Below are 18,694 nucleotides of genomic sequence, written 5' to 3'. Positions count from 1 at the left end.
TTATGGGACTAGTATAGCACAATCGGAAAGCGGTTGCAAGTGTTTTTTGTAAAAATTTTTTAAAAAATTGTGAAAAAAGTAAACGCTTCATCGTCATATAATAGTAGAAAATCCCAAAAATCCGTTTTGTTTTAAATTTAAAAAAAGTTGAGAAAACGATTGCCTAATTTACAAATGGAAACCAGAGAGGATACTCGCTTTATTTTTGCTTAATGAGATAAGTGAAACCCTTATTCCTATTTTGTTTGTTTCCTGAAAGAATATATATACGAGTAAGAAGAAAAATTTTTTAAAAAATAATAAAAAAAGTTATCTAAAACCGCTTGCATTTATCAAGAAAATAAGCTATACTAGTAATAGCGCAAACGTTTGCGTTCATAAAAATGTAATATCTAACTATAAACACATGAGGTGCTTATTATGAAAAAACGTCAAAGTGGTGTGTTGATGCACATTTCTTCTCTTCCAGGGGCATACGGAATCGGATCATTTGGTAAAAGTGCTTACGACTTCGTTGATTTCTTGGTTCGCACAAAACAACGTTACTGGCAAATCCTTCCACTAGGAACAACTAGTTACGGAGATTCTCCTTACCAATCTTTCTCAGCTTTTGCAGGAAATACTCATTTTATCGATTTGGATATCTTGGTAGAGCAAGGCTTGTTGCAAGCAAGTGACCTTGAAGGGGTTGACTTTGGTAGCGATGCGTCTGAAGTTGACTATGCTAAAATCTACTATGCACGTCGTCCTCTTTTAGAAAAAGCGGTAAAACGTTTCTTGGAAGTAGGAGATGTTAAAGATTTTGAGAAATTTGCTCAAGACAACCAATCATGGCTTGAACTCTTTGCAGAGTATATGGCTATCAAAGAGCATTTTGACAATCTTGCTTGGACTGAATGGCCAGATGCAGATGCTCGTGCTCGTAAAGCTTCAGCACTTGAAAGCTACCGTGAGCAATTGGCAGACAAGTTGGTTTACCACCGTGTGACTCAATACTTCTTCTTCCAACAATGGTTGAAATTGAAAGCTTACGCTAACGACAACCACATCGAAATCGTTGGGGACATGCCAATCTACGTAGCGGAAGATTCAAGCGATATGTGGGCAAATCCACATCTCTTCAAGACAGATGTCAACGGTAAAGCAACTTGCATCGCAGGATGCCCACCAGATGAGTTTTCTGCAACTGGTCAGCTTTGGGGTAACCCAATCTATGACTGGGAAGCAATGGACAAAGATGGTTACAAATGGTGGATTGAACGCTTGCGTGAAAGCTTCAAAATCTACGATATCGTTCGTATCGACCACTTCCGTGGTTTCGAATCTTACTGGGAAATCCCTGCTGGTTCTGATACAGCAGCACCTGGTGAGTGGGTGAAAGGTCCTGGCTACAAGCTTTTTGCAGCCGTTAAGGAAGAACTTGGTGAGTTAAACATCATCGCAGAAGATCTTGGTTTCATGACAGACGAAGTTATCGAATTGCGTGAACGTACGGGCTTCCCAGGAATGAAGATTCTTCAATTTGCCTTCAACCCAGAAGACGAAAGCATCGATAGCCCACACTTGGCACCTGCTAACTCAGTTATGTACACAGGAACACACGATAACAATACGGTCCTTGGTTGGTACCGTAACGAGATCGATGATGCGACTCGTGAATACATGGCTCGCTACACTAACCGTAAAGAATACGAAACAGTGCCACATGCTATGCTTCGTACAGTCTTTTCATCAGTTAGCTTCATGGCAATTGCAACTATGCAAGATTTGCTAGAATTGGATGAGGCAGCTCGTATGAACTTCCCATCTACTCTTGGTGGAAACTGGTCTTGGCGTATGACTGAAGATCAATTGACACCAGCTGTCGAGGAAGGCTTGCTTGACTTGACAACAATCTATCGCCGAATCAATGAAAATTTGGTGGAATTAAAGAAATAATACAATATCAGGAGACACCTTAAACATGTTATCACTACAAGAATTTGTACAAAATCGTTACAATAAAACCATTGCAGAATGTAGCAATGAAGAGCTTTATCTGGCTCTTCTTAACTACAGCAAGCTTGCAAGTAGTCAAAAGCCAGTTAACACTGGTAAGAAAAAAGTTTACTACATCTCAGCTGAGTTCTTGATTGGTAAACTTTTGTCAAACAACTTGATCAACCTTGGTCTTTACGACGATGTTAAAAAAGAACTTGCAGCTGCAGGTAAAGACTTGATCGAAGTTGAAGAAGTTGAATTGGAACCATCTCTTGGTAATGGTGGTTTGGGACGTTTGGCTGCCTGCTTTATCGACTCAATTGCTACTCTTGGTTTGAACGGTGACGGTGTTGGTCTTAACTACCACTACGGTCTTTTCCAACAAGTTCTTAAAAATAACCAACAAGAAACAATTCCAAACGCATGGCTGACAGAGCAAAACTGGTTGGTTCGCTCAAGCCGTAGCTACCAAGTGCCATTTGCTCACTTCACATTGACATCAACTCTTTACGATATCGATGTACCTGGTTACAAGACAGAAACTAAGAACCGCTTGCGTTTGTTTGACTTGGATTCAGTTGACTCTTCAATCATTAAAGACGGTATCAACTTTGACAAGACGGACATCGCTCACAACTTGACTCTTTTCCTTTACCCAGATGATAGTGACCGTCAAGGTGAATTGCTCCGTATCTTCCAACAATACTTCATGGTTTCAAACGGTGCGCAATTGATCATCGACGAAGCAATCGAAAAAGGAAGCAACTTGCATGACCTTGCTGACTACGCGGTTGTACAAATCAACGATACTCACCCATCAATGGTTATTCCTGAATTGATCCGTCTTTTGACTGCACGTGGTATTGAACTTGACGAAGCAATCTCAATCGTTCGTAACATGACTGCCTACACTAACCACACAATCCTTGCTGAAGCTCTTGAAAAATGGCCTCTTGAATTCTTGCAAGAAGTGGTTCCTCACTTGGTACCAATCATCGAAGAATTGGATCGTCGCGTGAAAGCAGAATACAAAGATCCAGCTGTTCAAATCATCGATGAGAGCGGACGTGTTCACATGGCTCACATGGATATCCACTACGGATACAGCGTTAACGGGGTAGCAGCGCTCCACACTGAAATCTTGAAGAACTCTGAATTGAAAGCCTTCTACGACCTTTACCCAGAAAAATTCAACAACAAAACAAACGGTATCACTTTCCGTCGTTGGCTCATGCATGCTAACCCAAGACTATCTCACTACTTGGATGAGATTATTGGAGAAGGTTGGCACCATGAAGCAGATGAGCTTGAAAAACTCTTGTCTTATGAAGACAAAGCAGCTGTCAAAGAAAAATTGGAAAGCATCAAGGCTCACAACAAACGTAAATTGGCTCGTCACTTGAAAGAACACCAAGGTGTGGAAATCAATACAAACTCTATCTTTGATATCCAAATCAAACGTCTTCACGAGTACAAACGCCAACAAATGAACGCTTTGTACGTGATCCACAAATACCTTGACATCAAAGCTGGTAACATCCCTGCTCGCCCAATCACAATCTTCTTTGGTGGTAAAGCAGCTCCAGCCTACACAATCGCTCAAGACATCATCCACTTGATCCTTTGCATGTCAGAAGTTATTGCTAACGATCCAGCAGTAGCTCCACACTTGCAAGTAGTTATGGTTGAAAACTATAACGTTACTGCAGCAAGCTTCCTTATCCCAGCATGTGATATCTCAGAACAAATCTCACTTGCTTCTAAAGAAGCTTCAGGTACTGGTAACATGAAATTCATGTTGAACGGAGCTTTGACTCTTGGTACTATGGACGGTGCTAACGTGGAAATCGCTGAGTTGGTTGGAGACGAAAATATCTACATCTTTGGTGAAGATTCAGAAACTGTTATCGACCTTTACGAAAAAGCAGCTTACAAATCAAGCGAATTCTACGCTCGTGAAGCTATCAAACCATTGGTTGACTTCATCGTTAGCGATGCAGTTCTTGCAGCTGGAAACAAAGAGCGCTTGGAACGTCTTTACAATGAATTGATCAACAAAGACTGGTTCATGACTCTTCTTGACTTGGAAGACTACATCAAAGTGAAAGAGCAAATGTTGGCTGACTACGAAGACCGTGACGCATGGTTGGATAAAGTTATCGTAAACATTTCTAAAGCAGGATTCTTCTCATCTGACCGTACAATCGCTCAGTATAACGAAGAAATCTGGCACTTGAACTAAGTTACAAGATTTATACTAATACACTTTCCTATAAAGCGAATTTCGATTGAAATTCGCTTTTTTGAATGCCGTGGATTTTGGTTAATTCTGTCTAAAAATAGAGAAATTCTAGATGCAGTGAAGGCTTAGAAATGCTGGTTTTCACTGTCTTCAGCCTTATATTTCTTTGTAGTTGATTACCTTATATCTCTTGTATCCGCTTACATAAAGTGTTATAATATGATTATAGGAAAGAAGGTGTTCTTATGTGGAAAAAATATTTTTCAAAATATAAATGGACGGATTTATTTTGGATTCTATTTGTTATTTTAACATGCCTCTTGGCGGGTAATAGTAATCTTTACCCCCTTACCCATCAAGAAATCTCTTATCATGGGTGCTTATCGGGAATTACACTTGCCTTATTTCACTTGCTATTTATTGATAAGTTTTTTATTTCGAATCGAAAATAAATGGAGAAGCTAAAAGCTTTAAATGTTTTAGACTTTTGGGATAGATAGTTTAAAAATTGAAATTTAAAACCGCAGATTTTCTTGAAATGCGGTTTTTTGTGTCAATTAGAGTACTTTCCCAACCAGAATCTTAGCCTCAATGGTAATCTCTGTCAGTTGGCTCCAGTCAATCTTGCTCTGGTCAATGTGAAAGAGGAGAGGAGTCATACTGAGTAGGGCTTGGAGCTGCTCTGCTGTGATAGTTTTAGTCAGAGAGGCAGTTTGACTAGATAGGATGGTAAAGTGTTCTTGGAAATGATTTTTGATATCTTGGTTGGAATAGTCCTTGTTTGTCAGCTGGTCTTGTACCTTCTGACGGATTTCCTTGAGGTGATTTTTAGTTGGAATGACCTTTATCAAGATACCGTCTTTGGATAAAACGCGACGAAATTCTCCGTAATTGGCAGGGGAAAAGATATCAAGTAAGATATCCATGCTGGCGTCTTTTATAGGAAGACGAGCTAGGTCGCCAACGAACCAATTGACTGCCCAGTTGGGTTCGCTCTTGGCAGCGATTTGGACGGAATCTTTGGAAATATCAAAGGCATAGAAGGTTTTGTCAGGATGCCTTTCTTGGAGTTTGCGAGAATAGAATCCTTCACCACAGCGATATCTAAAATTGTTTTGGCATTTTTTGAGTTTGAAAGTAAATCAGAGACGGCCTCTAGAATAGCTTGATAAAAGCCGGCTTCTAGGATTTGTTGACGGTTTTGAAAATTTTCCTTGTCATAGTTAGCAGATTGCTTGATTTGAGGGGCTAGATTGACATAGCCGAATTTCGCCAAGTCAAAAGAATGGCGATTGCTACATTTGAGACTACTCTCTACCAGAGTCAGATTTTCTTGACAGATAGGACAGGCAAAGGTAGTCGCAGAAGCAAAACGCTGAAGTTTGGGTTTGAGATTTGTATTCATAGTTTAAGTGTATCAAAAGAGGCAAATGAAAGCAACTTTAGGAATAAGTAGATGGGAGATTCAGTAGAAATAAAACTAATACTCTTCGAAAATCAAATTCAAACCACGTCAACGTCGCCTTGCCGTACTCAAGTACAGCCTGCGGCTAGTTTCCTAGTTTGCTCTTTGATTTTCATTGAGTATAATTCTCCAATTTATGAAATGACATTGCTTTTATATCTAAATTGCTATATAATAATGATAAGGAGGAAATAAGTATGTTAAAAGAAGTATTAACCGTCGCAAAAGTTGCGAAAAAATCATCACTCTTTTTGGGTGGTGTCGCATTTGGTACCCTTGGTTTGAAAATCTTGGCAAGTAAGGAAGCTAAAAAAGGTTATTCTAAAGCTTTGGCTAAGGCTTATAAGTTAAAAGACGAGCTAGATGCATCTGTTTCTGTTGTGAAGCAACATGGAGACGATGTCTTGCAAGATGCCAAATATTTGTACGAGCAAGAGAAAAAAGAAGAGCAATTAGATAGCCTTATAGGGGAATAATATGTCTTTTAAAGTGCTACATAGAGGATACCAACATATCCGACTATCATCTTCTTTTTCACTCACCTTGGATATTCAAGACTATCTTCGTTCCTTGGCGAGAGATGAAAAGGGGATTGAGTCTATCCAGTTTTACATGGATCAACAGCACTTTACTCTACGCATAAAAGAAGGCTTTTCTGTATTAGATAATGCAGAAGCCTTTTTAAAAAGAATTGATAAAGGGAAAGTTTCTGAGTTGATGACTCTTCCCATTCGTAGAGAAGAGAGTGCTTATTCTATTGTTTCAGGTGCAGCGATTAAGCGTATACTTTTTCGTAGTTTTGTACCGTCTCCTATTCGCTATATATGGACTTGTTATCAGGCTTTTGGCTATATTAGAGAAGCCTATCAAACACTAGCGCGTAAGGAACTAACGATGGAGGTCTTGGACTGTTCGGCGATTTTATTGTCCTTGTTTATGAACCAATCCAAGACAGCTAGCAATATCATGTTTATGCTTGATTTGGGGAATCATTTAGATCAGTGGTCCTTGAAAAAAACTGCAACAGATTTAGAACAAAGCCTTCTTGCAAAAGAGAGCGATGTATTTCTAGTACAGGGGGATACGGTTGTTAGTATCAAGAGTTCCGATGTTCAAATAGGAGATGTCTTGGTCCTATCTCAAGGAAATGAAATTCTGTTTGATGGACAAGTAGTTTCAGGTTTAGGTATGGTCAACGAAAGTTCCTTGACAGGAGAGAGTTTTCCAGTTGAAAAAAGAGAGTCTGATTTGGTTTGTGCAAATACAGTATTGGAAACTGGAGAGTTACGCATTCGTGTAACCGATAATCAGATGAACAGCCGGATTTTACAGCTGATTGAGTTGATGAAGAAATCTGAAGAAAACAAGAAAACGAAACAACGCTATTTCATCAAGATGGCGGATAAGGTCGTCAAATATAATTTCTTGGGGGCTGGTCTGACTTACCTATTAACAGGTTCTTTTTCTAAGGCTATTTCTTTCCTATTGGTCGATTTCTCCTGCGCTTTGAAAATCTCTACTCCTGTAGCTTATTTGACAGCTATCAAGGAGGGGTTGAACCGTGAAATGGTGATTAAGGATGGGGATGTTCTGGAGAAATATCTGGAAGTTGATACTTTCTTGTTTGATAAGACGGGAACAATCACAACTAGCTATCCTATAGTTGAAAAGGTGTTACCTTTTGGGGACTATAGTGAGGAAGATATTCTCAGAATCAGTGCCTGTCTTGAGGAACACATTTATCATCCTATTGCTAATGCTATCGTCAAGCAAGCTGAGATAGAGGGAATTGAACATGAGGAAATGCATGGGAAACTCCAATATATCGCAAGCAAGGGGATCAAATCTCATATAGATGGGCAACCAGTTCTTATTGGGAATTATGTTTTGATGCAGGATGAGCAAATTCATATCAGTTCAGAACAAAATGCTTTAATTGAAGAGTACAAGAGTCACTATAATCTCTTATTCTTGGCTTATCAGAATGAATTGATTGGAATGTTCTGTATTCATACTCCGTTGAGAAAAGAAGCAAAAGCAGCCTTGGAGAAACTTAAGGCACAAGGGAAAAAATTGATTCTGGCAACAGGGGACACCTTGGTTAGAACAGAGGAATTAGTCAAAGATTTGCCCTTTGATCAGGTCTATACAGACTTGAAACCTGATGGGAAATTTGAGCTAGTAGAGGAACTGCAGAAAGCAGGTCACACTATTTTGATGGTTGGAGATGGCTTGAATGACTCAGCTGCTCTAACCCTATCAGATATCGGTGTGGTGATGAATGAGAGTGCAGATATTTCTAAGCAGATGAGCGATATCTTATTGTTAGATAATCGTTTGGATTTCTTCCAAGAGTTGGATTGGCTATCATCATCTTTGCAAACACTCATCAAGAAGAATATTCAAGATACCGTTGTAGTAAATAGTAGTTTGATTGGCTTTGGCTTATTTAATTGGCTCAGTCCTTCAAATCTCTCTATCTTACATAATCTAACAACCTTGCGCATAGTCCTGCGTAGCCTGTCTATTAAGGCTAGATAGATGTGGTTATCAACAACAAAAAGGAGTTACCTTTCTCGAGGTTAACTCCTTTTTTATAGGTAAATGTTGAACAGTTTAGTAAGTCAATACAAAATATTTCTTCTTGCCGCGACGGATAACAGTCAGTTCGTTCTCTAACTTATCAGCGTCACTCAAGACATAGTCAAGGTCTTGGATGCGGTCACCGTTGACGTAGATAGCTCCGTTTTGGACGTCTTCACGGGCTTGGCGTTTTGAGTTGACCACACCAGATGCCACGAGGAGTTCCACGATATTGTGGTTTTCGTCTGCTTGTACTTGGTAGTTTGGTACTCCACGAAGTCCTTGTTTGAGCTCTTTGACAGAAAGGTTTTTGATGTTTCCTGCAAAGAGTTGCTCAGTGATGTTGAGGGCTTCTTTGTAAGCTTCTTCGCCGTGAACAAGTGTTACGACTTCACGAGCCAAGACTTTTTGAGCCAAGCGTTCGTGTGGAGCTGCTTCAAACTGCTTGCGGATATCTTCAATCTCATCAAGTGACAAGAAAGTAAAGATTTTCAAGAAGCGAACAGCGTCAGCGTCCATAACGTTCATCCAGAATTGGTACATTTCGTATGGGGAAGTCTTTTCAGGATTGAGCCAGACTGCGTTTCCTTCTGATTTACCAAATTTCTTACCAGTTGCATCTGTGATCAATGGAACAGTGATAACGTGGCCAGTCTTGTCAGCCTTACGACGAAGCAATTCGGTACCAGCTGTCATATTTCCCCACTGGTCAGAACCACCGATTTGAAGGGTAACGTTGTAGTCTTGGTTAAGGACGAAGAAATCGTAACCTTGCATGATTTGGTAGGCAAACTCAGTGTAAGAAATCCCTGTTTCAATCCGTTTTTTCACAGACTCCTTGCTCATCATGTAGTTGACAGTGAAGTATTTTCCGATATCACGGAGGAAGTCAATGAAGCTGATGCTGCCAAACCAGTCGTAGTTGTTGACCATGACAGCCTTGTTTTCGCCATTTTCAAAGTCAAGAAAACGAGAAAGTTGTCCTTGGATAGACTTGACCCAGCCATCTACTGTGTCTTTTGTTTGGAGACTACGTTCAGCATCTTTGAAGGACGGATCTCCAATGAGACCTGTAGCACCGCCAACGAGCGCATAAGGTTTGTGACCTGCTAGTTGCAAGCGACGACTTGTCAAGATTGCGACAAGATGGCCTAGGTGAAGGCTGTCAGCAGTTGGATCGTAGCCAGTATAATAAGAAACTTGACCTTCTTCTAGGGCTCTACGCAAAGCTTCTTCATCAGTCGTTTGAAAAATCAAACCACGCTCTTTTAGCTCATCAAAAATGTGCATGTGTCTTTTCTCCTTTTTAAAAATATTGTTTCTACCTATTGTATCACAAACTTGGGCAATAGCCTAGTAGAATAGGGAAGAAAGTGGCTATTTTATTGAAAGTTTACCTTTTATGGTATAATAGTTACAGTGAGGAAATCCATGCAAAATCAATTAAATGAATTAAAACAAAAAATGCTGGAATTTTTCCAGCTAGTAAAATCAAAAATAAATCATAAAAAATCAGAGAAAGTCTCAGAAGAGAAGCAGTCGGATGGGACAGGTGGGAAAGTTCTGGCTATCCTAGGTAGCATTTTAGTTGTTATCAAGGGAATTTTGAATACTCTCTTTATTCTAGGCTTTATCGGTGGGCTTTTTGGTGCTGGTGTAGCTCTTGGTTATGGAGTTGCTTTGTTTGACAAGGCCAAGGTTCCCCAATCGGAGGACTTGGTCAAGCAGGTTAAAAATATTTCTTCCATCTCAGAAATTGTTTACGCAGATGGGAGTGTCATTGCTTCTATCGAGAGTGATTTACTGAGAACTTCTGTCTCATCTGAGGAAATATCGGACAATCTCAAAAAGGCTATCGTTGCAACTGAGGACGAACATTTTCTTGAACATAATGGGGTTGTGCCAAAAGCTGTGATTCGGGCGACTTTGGGAACCTTTGCAGGTTTGGGCTCATCTAGCGGGGGCTCGACCTTGACCCAACAGTTAATCAAACAACAAGTGGTTGGAGATGCTCCGACTTTGGCTCGTAAGGCTACAGAAATTGTTGATGCCCTTGCCTTGGAACGCAACATGAGTAAGGATGAAATATTGACCACCTATCTCAACGTTGCTCCCTTTGGTCGAAATCATAAAGGGCAGAATATTGCAGGTGCCCAGCAAGCTGCTGAAGGGATTTTCGGTATCGATGCCAACAAGTTGAGTATTCCCCAAGCTGCCTTCCTAGCAGGTTTGCCACAGAGTCCGATTACTTATTCACCTTATGAAAATACTGGAGAGTTAAAGAGTGATGAAGACTTAGAGCTTGGTTTGAAACGAGCTAAGGATGTTCTCTATAATATGTACCGTACGGGTGCCTTGACTCAGGAAGAATACGACCAGTACAAGGATTATAATCTCAAACAAGATTTCTTGCCATCAGGAACTGTCAATGCTGTTTCGAGAGATTATCTCTACTTTACAGCTATGTCTGAAGCGACAGACCGTATGTATGATTATTTAGTTCAGCAGGACAATGTTTCTAGCCAAGAGTTGAAAAAGGAAGCGATTCAAAAGGCCTATCATGAGCGAGCTGAGCAGGAACTAAGTAACGGTGGCTATAAAATCACGACAACAATCAATAAAAAAATCCATACTGCCATGCAAAATGCAGTTTCTAACTACGGTCGTTTGGTAGATGATTCGACTGGGCAGCCTGAAGTAGGGAATGTTTTGATGGACAATAAAACGGGGGCTGTTCTAGGTTTTGTTGGTGGTCGTAATTACCAGACTAACCAAAACAATCACGCCTTCGACACCAAGCGTTCGCCAGCCTCTACAACCAAGCCTTTATTGGCCTACGGAATTGCCATTGACCAAGGTTTGATGGGAAGTGCTAGCATATTGTCAAATTATCCTACAAATTTTGCAAATGGTAGTCCGATTGTGCATGGTAGTAGTAAAGGCACAGATATGGTCAATTTGGGTGATGCTTTAAACTATTCATGGAATATTCCAGCCTATTGGACTTATCGCATGCTTCGTGAAAAAGGTGTCGATGTTAAGAGCTATATGGAAAAAATGGGTTACGAGATTCCAGAGTACGGTATCGAGAGCCTGCCTATGGGTGGTGGGATTGAAGTCACAGTTGCCCAGCATACCAATGGTTATCAAACAATTGCCAATAACGGTGTCTACCATCAGAAACATGTGATTTCTAAGATTGAATCATCTGATGGTAGAGTAATCTATGAATTCCAAGACAAACCAGTTCAAGTGTATTCGAAGGCAACAGCAACGATTATGCAGAGTTTGCTTCGTGAGGTGATTTCATCTCGGATCACTTCAAGTTTCCAAACGGATTTGGCTTCTATCAATTCAAGTTTAGCTCGTGCAGACTGGATTGGTAAGACTGGTACAACCAATGAAGATGAAAATATGTGGCTCATGCTTTCGACACCAAGATTGACTCTAGGTGGTTGGCTAGGGCATGATGATAACCGCCCGATGGCTAAGGGGGCTGGGCATTATCGAAATGCCAAATATATGGCTTACTTGGTCAATGCTATCCAACAGGCTGAGCCTGGTGTTTGGGGTAATGAACGCTTTAATCTTGATTCTAGTGTGACCCAATCTCAGGTCCTCAGATCTACAGGACAGAAGCCAGGGAAAGTATCCGTTAATGGAAAAACAGTTGATCTTTCAGGTCCTACTGTAACGAGCTATTGGGCTAACAAGGCAGGAGCTCCAACGACAAGCTATCACTTTGCTATTGGAGGAAGTGAAGCAGATTACCAAAACGCTTGGTCAAGTATTATTGGTAGCTTCTCATCTACACCAAGCTCAAGTAGTAGTTCTAACAGTACATCAAGTTCATCATCTACACCAAGCTCAAGTAGTAGTTCTAACAGTACATCAAGTTCATCATCTACACAATCAAATAGCAGAAGATAGAACTATAAAATGGAAACCTCTCTTTTTCAAGTGTAAAATAAAAATCTTAAATAACGGTCTTGAATCTCGTTAAGTGAGAAGCAAGGCCGTTTTTATGCTCTTAAAGACAAAAGCTATTGTCAAAATTGTTGGTAAAATGTAAATTATCAAGTGAGTTTTGCAGCCTAGATAATATTGCAGAGATTATTTGTAATTTTAGTATAGAAATTTACTGAAAGTGCAATTGTTTTGGATGTCCTAGTGTTTCAATGATACAGAAGAATATTCTCCATCTATCAGTAATATCGTCTCTGTTTAGTCGTTTTATGTTAATCGAAAGTTCTTCTGGAGTAGTGAAATTTCTCTTTGTTAAGGATGAAAGCAGACTAGCTTCTGCTTTTTTATCTATATTACTTTACTGGTAAATAAAAAAGTTAAAAAAATCACAAAAATACTTGAAGAAACAAATGAAAAGGCTTACAATTATATTGTAAATAGTACAAATAAAAAAACGGAGGAATGCTTTATGAAAGCCTATACTTATGTTAAACCAGGACTTGCTTCTTTTGTTGATGTAGACAAACCAGTTGTTCGCAAGCCAACAGACGCTATTGTGCGTATCGTAAAAACCACTATTTGTGGAACAGACCTCCATATTATCAAAGGGGATGTTCCCGCTTGCCAAAGTGGTACCATTCTTGGTCACGAAGGGATTGGGATTGTTGAAGAAGTTGGAGAAGGAGTTTCGAACTTCAAAAAAGGCGACAAGGTCTTGATTTCTTGTGTCTGTGCCTGTGGTAAATGCTACTACTGTAAAAAAGGAATTTATGCCCATTGTGAAGACGAAGGGGGTTGGATTTTCGGTCACTTGATTGATGGTATGCAGGCTGAATATTTACGTGTCCCTCATGCAGATAACACTCTTTACCACACTCCAGAAAACTTGTCAGATGAAGCCTTGGTTATGCTATCAGACATTCTACCTACTGGATATGAAATTGGTGTCTTGAAAGGGAAAGTAGAACCTGGTTGCAGCGTAGCCATTATTGGTTCAGGTCCAGTTGGATTGGCTGCTCTTTTGACAGCCCAATTCTACTCACCAGCCAAATTGATTATGGTGGACTTAGACGATAACCGCTTGGAAACTGCTTTATCATTTGGTGCGACTCATAAGGTTAATTCTTCAGACCCTGAAAAAGCGATTAAAGAAATTTATGATTTGACAGATGGTCGTGGTGTAGATGTTGCTATCGAAGCTGTTGGTATTCCTGCAACATTTGATTTCTGTCAAAAAATTATCGGTATAGACGGAACAGTTGCTAACTGTGGTGTACATGGTAAACCAGTTGAATTCGATTTGGACAAACTTTGGATTCGCAACATCAATGTAACAACTGGTTTGGTATCTACAAATACAACTCCACAATTGTTGAAAGCTCTTGAAAGTCATAAGATTGAACCAGAAAAATTGGTAACTCACTATTTCAAATTAAGTGAAATTGAAAAAGCCTATGAAGTCTTCAGTAAGGCAGCAGACCACCATGCAATCAAAGTCATTATTGAAAACGATATTTCTGAAGCCTAGGTAGTAAAAAGATTTTGGAACATAAGCAAATAGAAATTCAGTCATCATAAGATGGCTGGATTTTTTATCTGGAAATTAAGAAATGAGCATATTTCTTTTCTTGTCTGGCGGAATTGGTTATAATATACGGTACAAAGGAATGAATGAATATGTATCGTGTTATAGAAATGTACGGAGATTTTGAACCGTGGTGGTTCTTAGAAGGTTGGGAAGAAGATATTGTAGCAAGTAGAAAATTTGACCAGTATTATGATGCTCTCAAATACTACAAAACTTGCTGGTTTAGATTGGAACAAGAATCTCCTCTTTATAAAAGTAGAAGTGACTTGATGACCATTTTTTGGGATCCAGAAGACCAACGCTGGTGTGATGAATGTGACGAGTATTTACAACAATACCATTCTTTGGCTCTTTTGCAGGATGAGCAGGTTATTCCAGATGAAAAACTACGCCCAGGCTATGAAAAACAAACAGGTAAGGAAAGGCACCGTTCTTGCCGTATGAAATTAAAATAGAGAAAAAGTAACTTTTTTGGAGTTGCTTTTTTTATTTTTCCCAAATCTTTGCGAATAGTATAGGTGAGGAGGTAAGTATGGTTCAAGAAATTGCACAAGAAATCATTCGTTCGGCTCGGAAAAAAGGGGCGCAGGATATTTATTTTGTTCCTAAGTTAGACGTTTATGAGCTTCATATGAGGGTAGGAGACGAGCGCTGTAAAATTGGTAGCTATGATTTTGAAAAGTTTGCGGCCGTTATTAGTCACTTTAAGTTTGTGGCGGGTATGAATGTGGGAGAAAAGCGACGTAGTCAACTTGGTTCCTGTGATTATGAATATGACCAGAAGATGGCGTCCCTACGTTTATCTACAGTAGGCGATTATAGAGGGCATGAGAGTTTAGTCATTCGCTTGCTGCATGATGAGAAGCAGGACTTGCATTTTTGGTTTCAGGATATTGATGAATTGGGCAAGCAGTACAGGCAACGGGGACTCTATCTTTTTGCTGGTCCAGTCGGAAGTGGCAAGACGACCCTGATGCATGAATTGGCCAAGTCTCTCTTTAAAGGACAGCAAGTCATGTCCATCGAAGATCCTGTAGAAATCAAGCAGGACGACATGCTCCAATTACAGTTGAATGAAGCGATCGGACTAACCTATGAAAATCTCATCAAACTTTCCCTACGTCATCGACCAGATCTCTTGATTATCGGAGAAATTCGAGACAGCGAAACGGCGCGTGCAGTGGTCAGAGCCAGTTTGACAGGGGCGACAGTCTTTTCAACCATTCATGCCAAGAGTATCCGAGGTGTTTATGAGCGCTTGCTGGAGTTGGGTGTGAGTGAGGAGGAATTAGCAGTCGTTCTGCAAGGAGTCTGCTACCAGAGATTAATCGGGGGAGGAGGAATCGTTGACTTTGCAAACAAAGACTATCAAGAACACCAGTCAACTAGCTGGAATGAACAGATTGACCAGCTTCTTAAAGATGGACATATCACAAGTCTTCAGGCTGAAACGGAAAAAATTAGCTACAGCTAAGCAAAAAAATATCATCACCCTGTTTAACAATCTCTTTTCCAGCGGTTTTCATTTGGTGGAGACCATCTCCTTTTTAGATAGGAGTGCTTTGTTAGACAAGCAGTGTGTGACTCAGATGCGCACGGGCTTGTCTCAGGGGAAATCATTCTCAGAAATGATGGAAAGTTTGGGATTTTCAAGTGCCATTGTCACTCAGTTATCCCTAGCGGAAGTCCATGGAAATCTCCACCTGAGTTTGGGAAAGATAGAAGAGTATCTAGACAATCTAGCCAAGGTCAAGAAAAAATTAATTGAAGTAGCAAACTATCCTTTGATTTTGCTGGGTTTTCTTCTCTTAATCATGCTGGGGCTACGGAACTACCTACTACCACAACTGGATAGTAGCAATATTGCCACGCAAATTATCGGCAATCTGCCACAAATCTTTCTAGGCATGGTAGTGTTTGTTTTTCTACTTACTCTTTTAGCGCTAACTTTTTATAAAAGAAGTTCTAAGATGCGCGTCTTTTCTATCTTAGCATGCCTTCCCTTTCTTGGAATCTTTGTGCAGACCTATTTGACAGCTTATTATGCGCGTGAGTGGGGGAATATGATTTCGCAGGGAATGGAGCTGACGCAGATTTTTCAGATCATGCAGGAACAAGGTTCTCGGCTCTTTAAAGAAATCGGTCAAGATCTGGCTCAAGCCCTGCAAAATGGCCGCGAATTTTCTCAAACCATAGCAACCTATCCTTTCTTTAAGAAGGAGTTGAGTCTCATTATCGAGTACGGGGAAGTCAAGTCCAAGCTGGGTAGTGAGTTGGAAATCTATTCTGAAAAAACTTGGGAAGCTTTTTTTACCCGAGTCAACCGCACCATGAATCTGGTGCAGCCACTGGTTTTTATCTTTGTGGCTCTGCTTATCGTTTTACTTTATGCGGCAATGCTCATGCCCATGTATCAAAATATGGAGGTGAATTTTTAAAATGAAAAAAATGATGACATTCTTGAAAAAAGCTAAGGTTAAAGCTTTTACACTTGTGGAGATGTTGGTGGTCTTGCTCATCATCAGCGTTCTTCTCTTGCTCTTTGTACCTAATCTGACCAAGCAAAAAGAAGCAGTAAACGACAAAGGAAAAGCTGCTGTTGTTAAGGTAGTGGAAAGCCAGGCAGAGCTTTATAGCTTAGATAAGAATGAAGATGCTAGCCTAAGTAAGTTACAAGCAGATGGGCGAATCACAGAAGAACAGGCTAAGGCTTATAAAGAATACCATGATAAAAACGGAGGAGCCAATCGTAAAGTCAATGATTAAGGCCTTTACCATGTTTGAAAGTCTCTTAGTTTTGGGACTTGTGAGTATCCTTGCCTTGGGCTTGTCCGGCTCTGTTCAGTCCACTTTTGCGGCGGTAGAGGAGCAGATTTTCTTTATGGAGTTTGAAGAACTCTACCGGGAAACCCAAAAACGCAGTGTAGCCAGTCAGCAAAAGACTAGTCTAAACTTAGATGGGCAGACGATCAGTAATGGCAGTCAAAAGTTGACAGTTCCTAAAGGAATTCAGGCACCATCAGGCCAAAGTATTACATTTGACCGAGCTGGGGGCAATTCGTCCCTAGCTAAGGTTGAATTTCAGACCAGTAAAGGAGCGATTCGTTATCAATTATATCTAGGAAATGGAAAAATTAAACGCATTAAGGAAACAAAAAATTAGGGCAGTGATTTTACTGGAAGCCGTAGTCGCTCTAGCTATCTTTGCCAGCATTGCGACCCTCCTTTTGGGCCAAATTCAGAAAAATAGGCAAGAAGAAGCAAAAATCTTGCAGAAAGAAGAAGTTGTGCGTGTAGCTAAGATGGCCTTGCAGACAGGTCAAAATCAGGTAAAGATCAACGGAGTTGAGATTCAGGTGTTTTCTAGTGAAAAAGGATTGGAGGTCTACCATGGTTCAGAACAGTTGTTGGCTATCAAAGAGCCATAAAATCAAGGCTTTCACCTTGTTAGAATCCCTGATTGCCCTCATTGTCATCAGTGGAAGTTTGCTCCTCTTTCAAGCCATGAGTCAGCTCCTCATTTCAGAAGTTCGCTACCAGCAACAAAGCGAGCAAAAAGAGTGGCTCTTGTTTGTGGATCAGCTAGAGGCAGAATTAGACCGTTCGCAGTTTGAAAAAGTAGAAGGCAATCGTATCTATATGAAGCAGGATGGTAAGGATATCTCTATTGGAAAGTCTAAATCGGACGATTTTCGAAAAACCGATGCCAGTGGACGAGGTTATCAGCCTATGGTTTATGGACTCAAATCAGCTCAGATTACAGAGGAAAATCAAGTGGTTCGTTTTCGTTTCCAGTTCCAAAAAGGCTTAGAAAGGGAGTTCATCTATCGTGTGGAAAAAGAAAAAAGTTAAGGCTGGTGTTCTCCTCTATGCAGTCACCGTGGCTGCTTTCTTTAGTCTTTTGTTACAATTTTACTTGAATCGACAAGTCGCCCACTATCAAGACTATGCTTTAAATAAAGAAAAGTTGGTTGCTTTTGCTATGGCCAAACGAACGAAAGATAAGGTTGAGCAAGAAAGTGGGGAACAGGCCTTTAATCTGGGTCAGGTGAGTTATCAAAATAAGAAAACAAGCTTGGTGACAAGGGTTCGTACGCCTAAGAGCCAATATGAGTTTCTGTTTCCTTCAGTCAAAATCAAAGAAGAGAAAACGGATAAAAAGGAAAAAGTAGTGACTGATTCAAGTAATCAAGCAGAGAAGAAAAAATTAGAAGAGAAGGTTGAAAAGAAAGAGAATTCCTAGCCAATCAAGCTACTTTGTGCTAAACTAAAAATATGAAACATGATTTTAACCACAAAGCAGAAACTTTCGATTCCCCTAAAAATATTTTCCTTGCAAACTTGGTTTGTCAAGCGGTCGAGAAACAGATTGATCTTCTATCAGACAAAGAAATTTTGGATTTCGGTGGAGGGACGGGTCTGTTAACCTTGCCCCTATCCAAGCAGGCCAAGTCTGTAACATTGGTGGATATTTCGGAGAAAATGCTGGAGCAAGCTCGTTTGAAAGCGGAGCAGCAAGACATCAAGAATATCCAGTTTTTGGAGCAAGATTTACTGAAAAATCCCTTAGAGCAAGAGTTTGATCTCATTGTTGTTTGTCGTGTTCTTCATCATATGCCTGATTTGGATGCGGCTCTCTCACTGTTTCATCAACATTTGAAGGAAGATGGACAACTCCTCATTGCTGATTTTACCAAGACAGAAGCTAACCACCATGGATTTGAATTGGTTGAACTGGAAAACAGGCTAGCCCAGTTTGGTTTTTCATCTGTGCATAGTCAGATCCTCTATAGCGCTGAAGACCTGTTTCAAGGAAATTACTCAGAACTCTTTTTAACAGTAGCCCAAAAATCACTCGCCTAGTCAGGGA

The 18,694-nt window shown here is 40.2% G+C and carries 17 protein-coding genes and 1 pseudogene; 16 read left to right on the top strand and 2 right to left on the bottom strand.

All coding sequences use genetic code 11. The features are described from left to right. Positions 1-420 precede the first annotated feature (420 nt). The 3 genes from malQ (at position 421) to PAN07_RS14160 (ending at position 4,674) form a co-directional block, all read left to right on the top strand. The gene (gene malQ / locus PAN07_RS14170; RefSeq protein WP_000747274.1) at positions 421-1,938 is read left to right on the top strand and encodes a 4-alpha-glucanotransferase; all 1,518 of its coding nucleotides are present in this window, start codon (positions 421-423) and stop codon (positions 1,936-1,938) included. 25 nt (positions 1,939-1,963) lie between these two features. Then, positions 1,964-4,222: a glycogen/starch/alpha-glucan family phosphorylase gene (gene glgP / locus PAN07_RS14165; protein ID WP_084950475.1), complete on the top strand. Its 2,259-nt coding sequence runs from the start codon at positions 1,964-1,966 to the stop codon at positions 4,220-4,222. A 245-nt stretch (positions 4,223-4,467) separates the two neighbouring features. After that, on the top strand, positions 4,468-4,674 hold the full coding sequence (locus PAN07_RS14160; protein WP_000265676.1) for a hypothetical protein: 207 nt from the start codon (positions 4,468-4,470) through the stop codon (positions 4,672-4,674). A gap of 105 nt (positions 4,675-4,779) precedes the next feature. Here the strand turns inward: PAN07_RS14160 and PAN07_RS14155 are convergent. After that, a pseudogene (locus PAN07_RS14155) lies at positions 4,780-5,627 on the bottom strand (putative RNA methyltransferase). A 257-nt stretch (positions 5,628-5,884) separates the two neighbouring features. Here PAN07_RS14155 and PAN07_RS14150 point away from each other — a divergent pair. Both PAN07_RS14150 and PAN07_RS14145 read left to right on the top strand, forming a co-directional pair. Then, a complete protein-coding gene (locus PAN07_RS14150) occupies positions 5,885-6,163 on the top strand; it encodes a DUF6110 family protein (RefSeq protein WP_000910909.1) in 279 nt (92 codons plus the stop codon). 1 nt (position 6,164) lies between these two features. Continuing rightward, complete coding sequence (locus tag PAN07_RS14145; protein ID WP_084950473.1) at positions 6,165-8,228, top strand: heavy metal translocating P-type ATPase; 2,064 nt, start codon at positions 6,165-6,167, stop codon at positions 8,226-8,228. 75 nt (positions 8,229-8,303) lie between these two features. Here the strand turns inward: PAN07_RS14145 and tyrS are convergent, their stop codons facing one another. After that, positions 8,304-9,560, bottom strand: coding sequence for a tyrosine--tRNA ligase (tyrS, locus tag PAN07_RS14140; protein WP_033685316.1), 1,257 nt, complete (start codon positions 9,558-9,560; stop codon positions 8,304-8,306). 141 nt (positions 9,561-9,701) lie between these two features. Between tyrS and pbp1b the strand changes: the two genes are divergently transcribed. The 11 genes from pbp1b to PAN07_RS14085 all read left to right on the top strand — a co-directional run bounded on the left by pbp1b (position 9,702) and on the right by PAN07_RS14085 (position 18,687). Continuing rightward, positions 9,702-12,200 (top strand): penicillin-binding protein PBP1B, encoded by a 2,499-nt coding sequence (pbp1b, locus tag PAN07_RS14135; RefSeq protein ID WP_269798166.1) that lies wholly within the window; start codon positions 9,702-9,704, stop codon positions 12,198-12,200. Positions 12,201-12,705: 505 nt separating this feature from the next. Then, on the top strand, positions 12,706-13,764 hold the full coding sequence (locus tag PAN07_RS14130; protein ID WP_084862209.1) for a zinc-dependent alcohol dehydrogenase family protein: 1,059 nt from the start codon (positions 12,706-12,708) through the stop codon (positions 13,762-13,764). A gap of 149 nt (positions 13,765-13,913) precedes the next feature. Then, positions 13,914-14,279, top strand: coding sequence for a DUF1033 family protein (locus PAN07_RS14125; protein WP_000286413.1), 366 nt, complete (start codon positions 13,914-13,916; stop codon positions 14,277-14,279). A gap of 77 nt (positions 14,280-14,356) precedes the next feature. Then, a complete protein-coding gene (gene comGA / locus PAN07_RS14120; protein ID WP_084862211.1) occupies positions 14,357-15,298 on the top strand; it encodes a competence type IV pilus ATPase ComGA in 942 nt (313 codons plus the stop codon). Continuing rightward, complete coding sequence (gene comGB / locus PAN07_RS14115; RefSeq protein ID WP_084862213.1) at positions 15,246-16,262, top strand: competence type IV pilus assembly protein ComGB; 1,017 nt, start codon at positions 15,246-15,248, stop codon at positions 16,260-16,262. Before comGA ends, comGB begins: the two co-directional genes overlap by 53 nt. 1 nt (position 16,263) lies before the next feature. Further along, positions 16,264-16,590, top strand: coding sequence for a comG operon protein ComGC (gene comGC / locus PAN07_RS14110; RefSeq protein WP_201058645.1), 327 nt, complete (start codon positions 16,264-16,266; stop codon positions 16,588-16,590). After that, positions 16,583-16,987: a competence type IV pilus minor pilin ComGD gene (gene comGD / locus PAN07_RS14105; protein ID WP_265465551.1), complete on the top strand. Its 405-nt coding sequence runs from the start codon at positions 16,583-16,585 to the stop codon at positions 16,985-16,987. The genes comGC and comGD overlap by 8 nt, the downstream gene beginning before the upstream one ends. Further along, a complete protein-coding gene (comGE, locus tag PAN07_RS14100; RefSeq protein WP_049486616.1) occupies positions 16,950-17,252 on the top strand; it encodes a competence type IV pilus minor pilin ComGE in 303 nt (100 codons plus the stop codon). The genes comGD and comGE overlap by 38 nt, the downstream gene beginning before the upstream one ends. Next, positions 17,215-17,676, top strand: a complete 462-nt coding sequence (gene comGF, locus PAN07_RS14095) for a competence type IV pilus minor pilin ComGF (protein ID WP_269798165.1) — start codon at positions 17,215-17,217, stop codon at positions 17,674-17,676. The genes comGE and comGF overlap by 38 nt, the downstream gene beginning before the upstream one ends. Then, on the top strand, positions 17,654-18,067 hold the full coding sequence (comGG, locus tag PAN07_RS14090) for a competence type IV pilus minor pilin ComGG (protein WP_261048850.1): 414 nt from the start codon (positions 17,654-17,656) through the stop codon (positions 18,065-18,067). Before comGF ends, comGG begins: the two co-directional genes overlap by 23 nt. A 32-nt stretch (positions 18,068-18,099) precedes the next feature. Continuing rightward, entirely contained in the window at positions 18,100-18,687 is a 588-nt protein-coding gene (locus tag PAN07_RS14085) for a class I SAM-dependent methyltransferase (RefSeq protein ID WP_269798164.1), read from the top strand. Positions 18,688-18,694: the final 7 nt, after the last annotated feature.

Source organism: Streptococcus sp. SM5, from assembly GCF_027497975.1.
The sequence above is the reverse complement of the archived record's forward strand: the minus strand, read 5'-3'. Positions and strand labels throughout refer to the sequence as shown.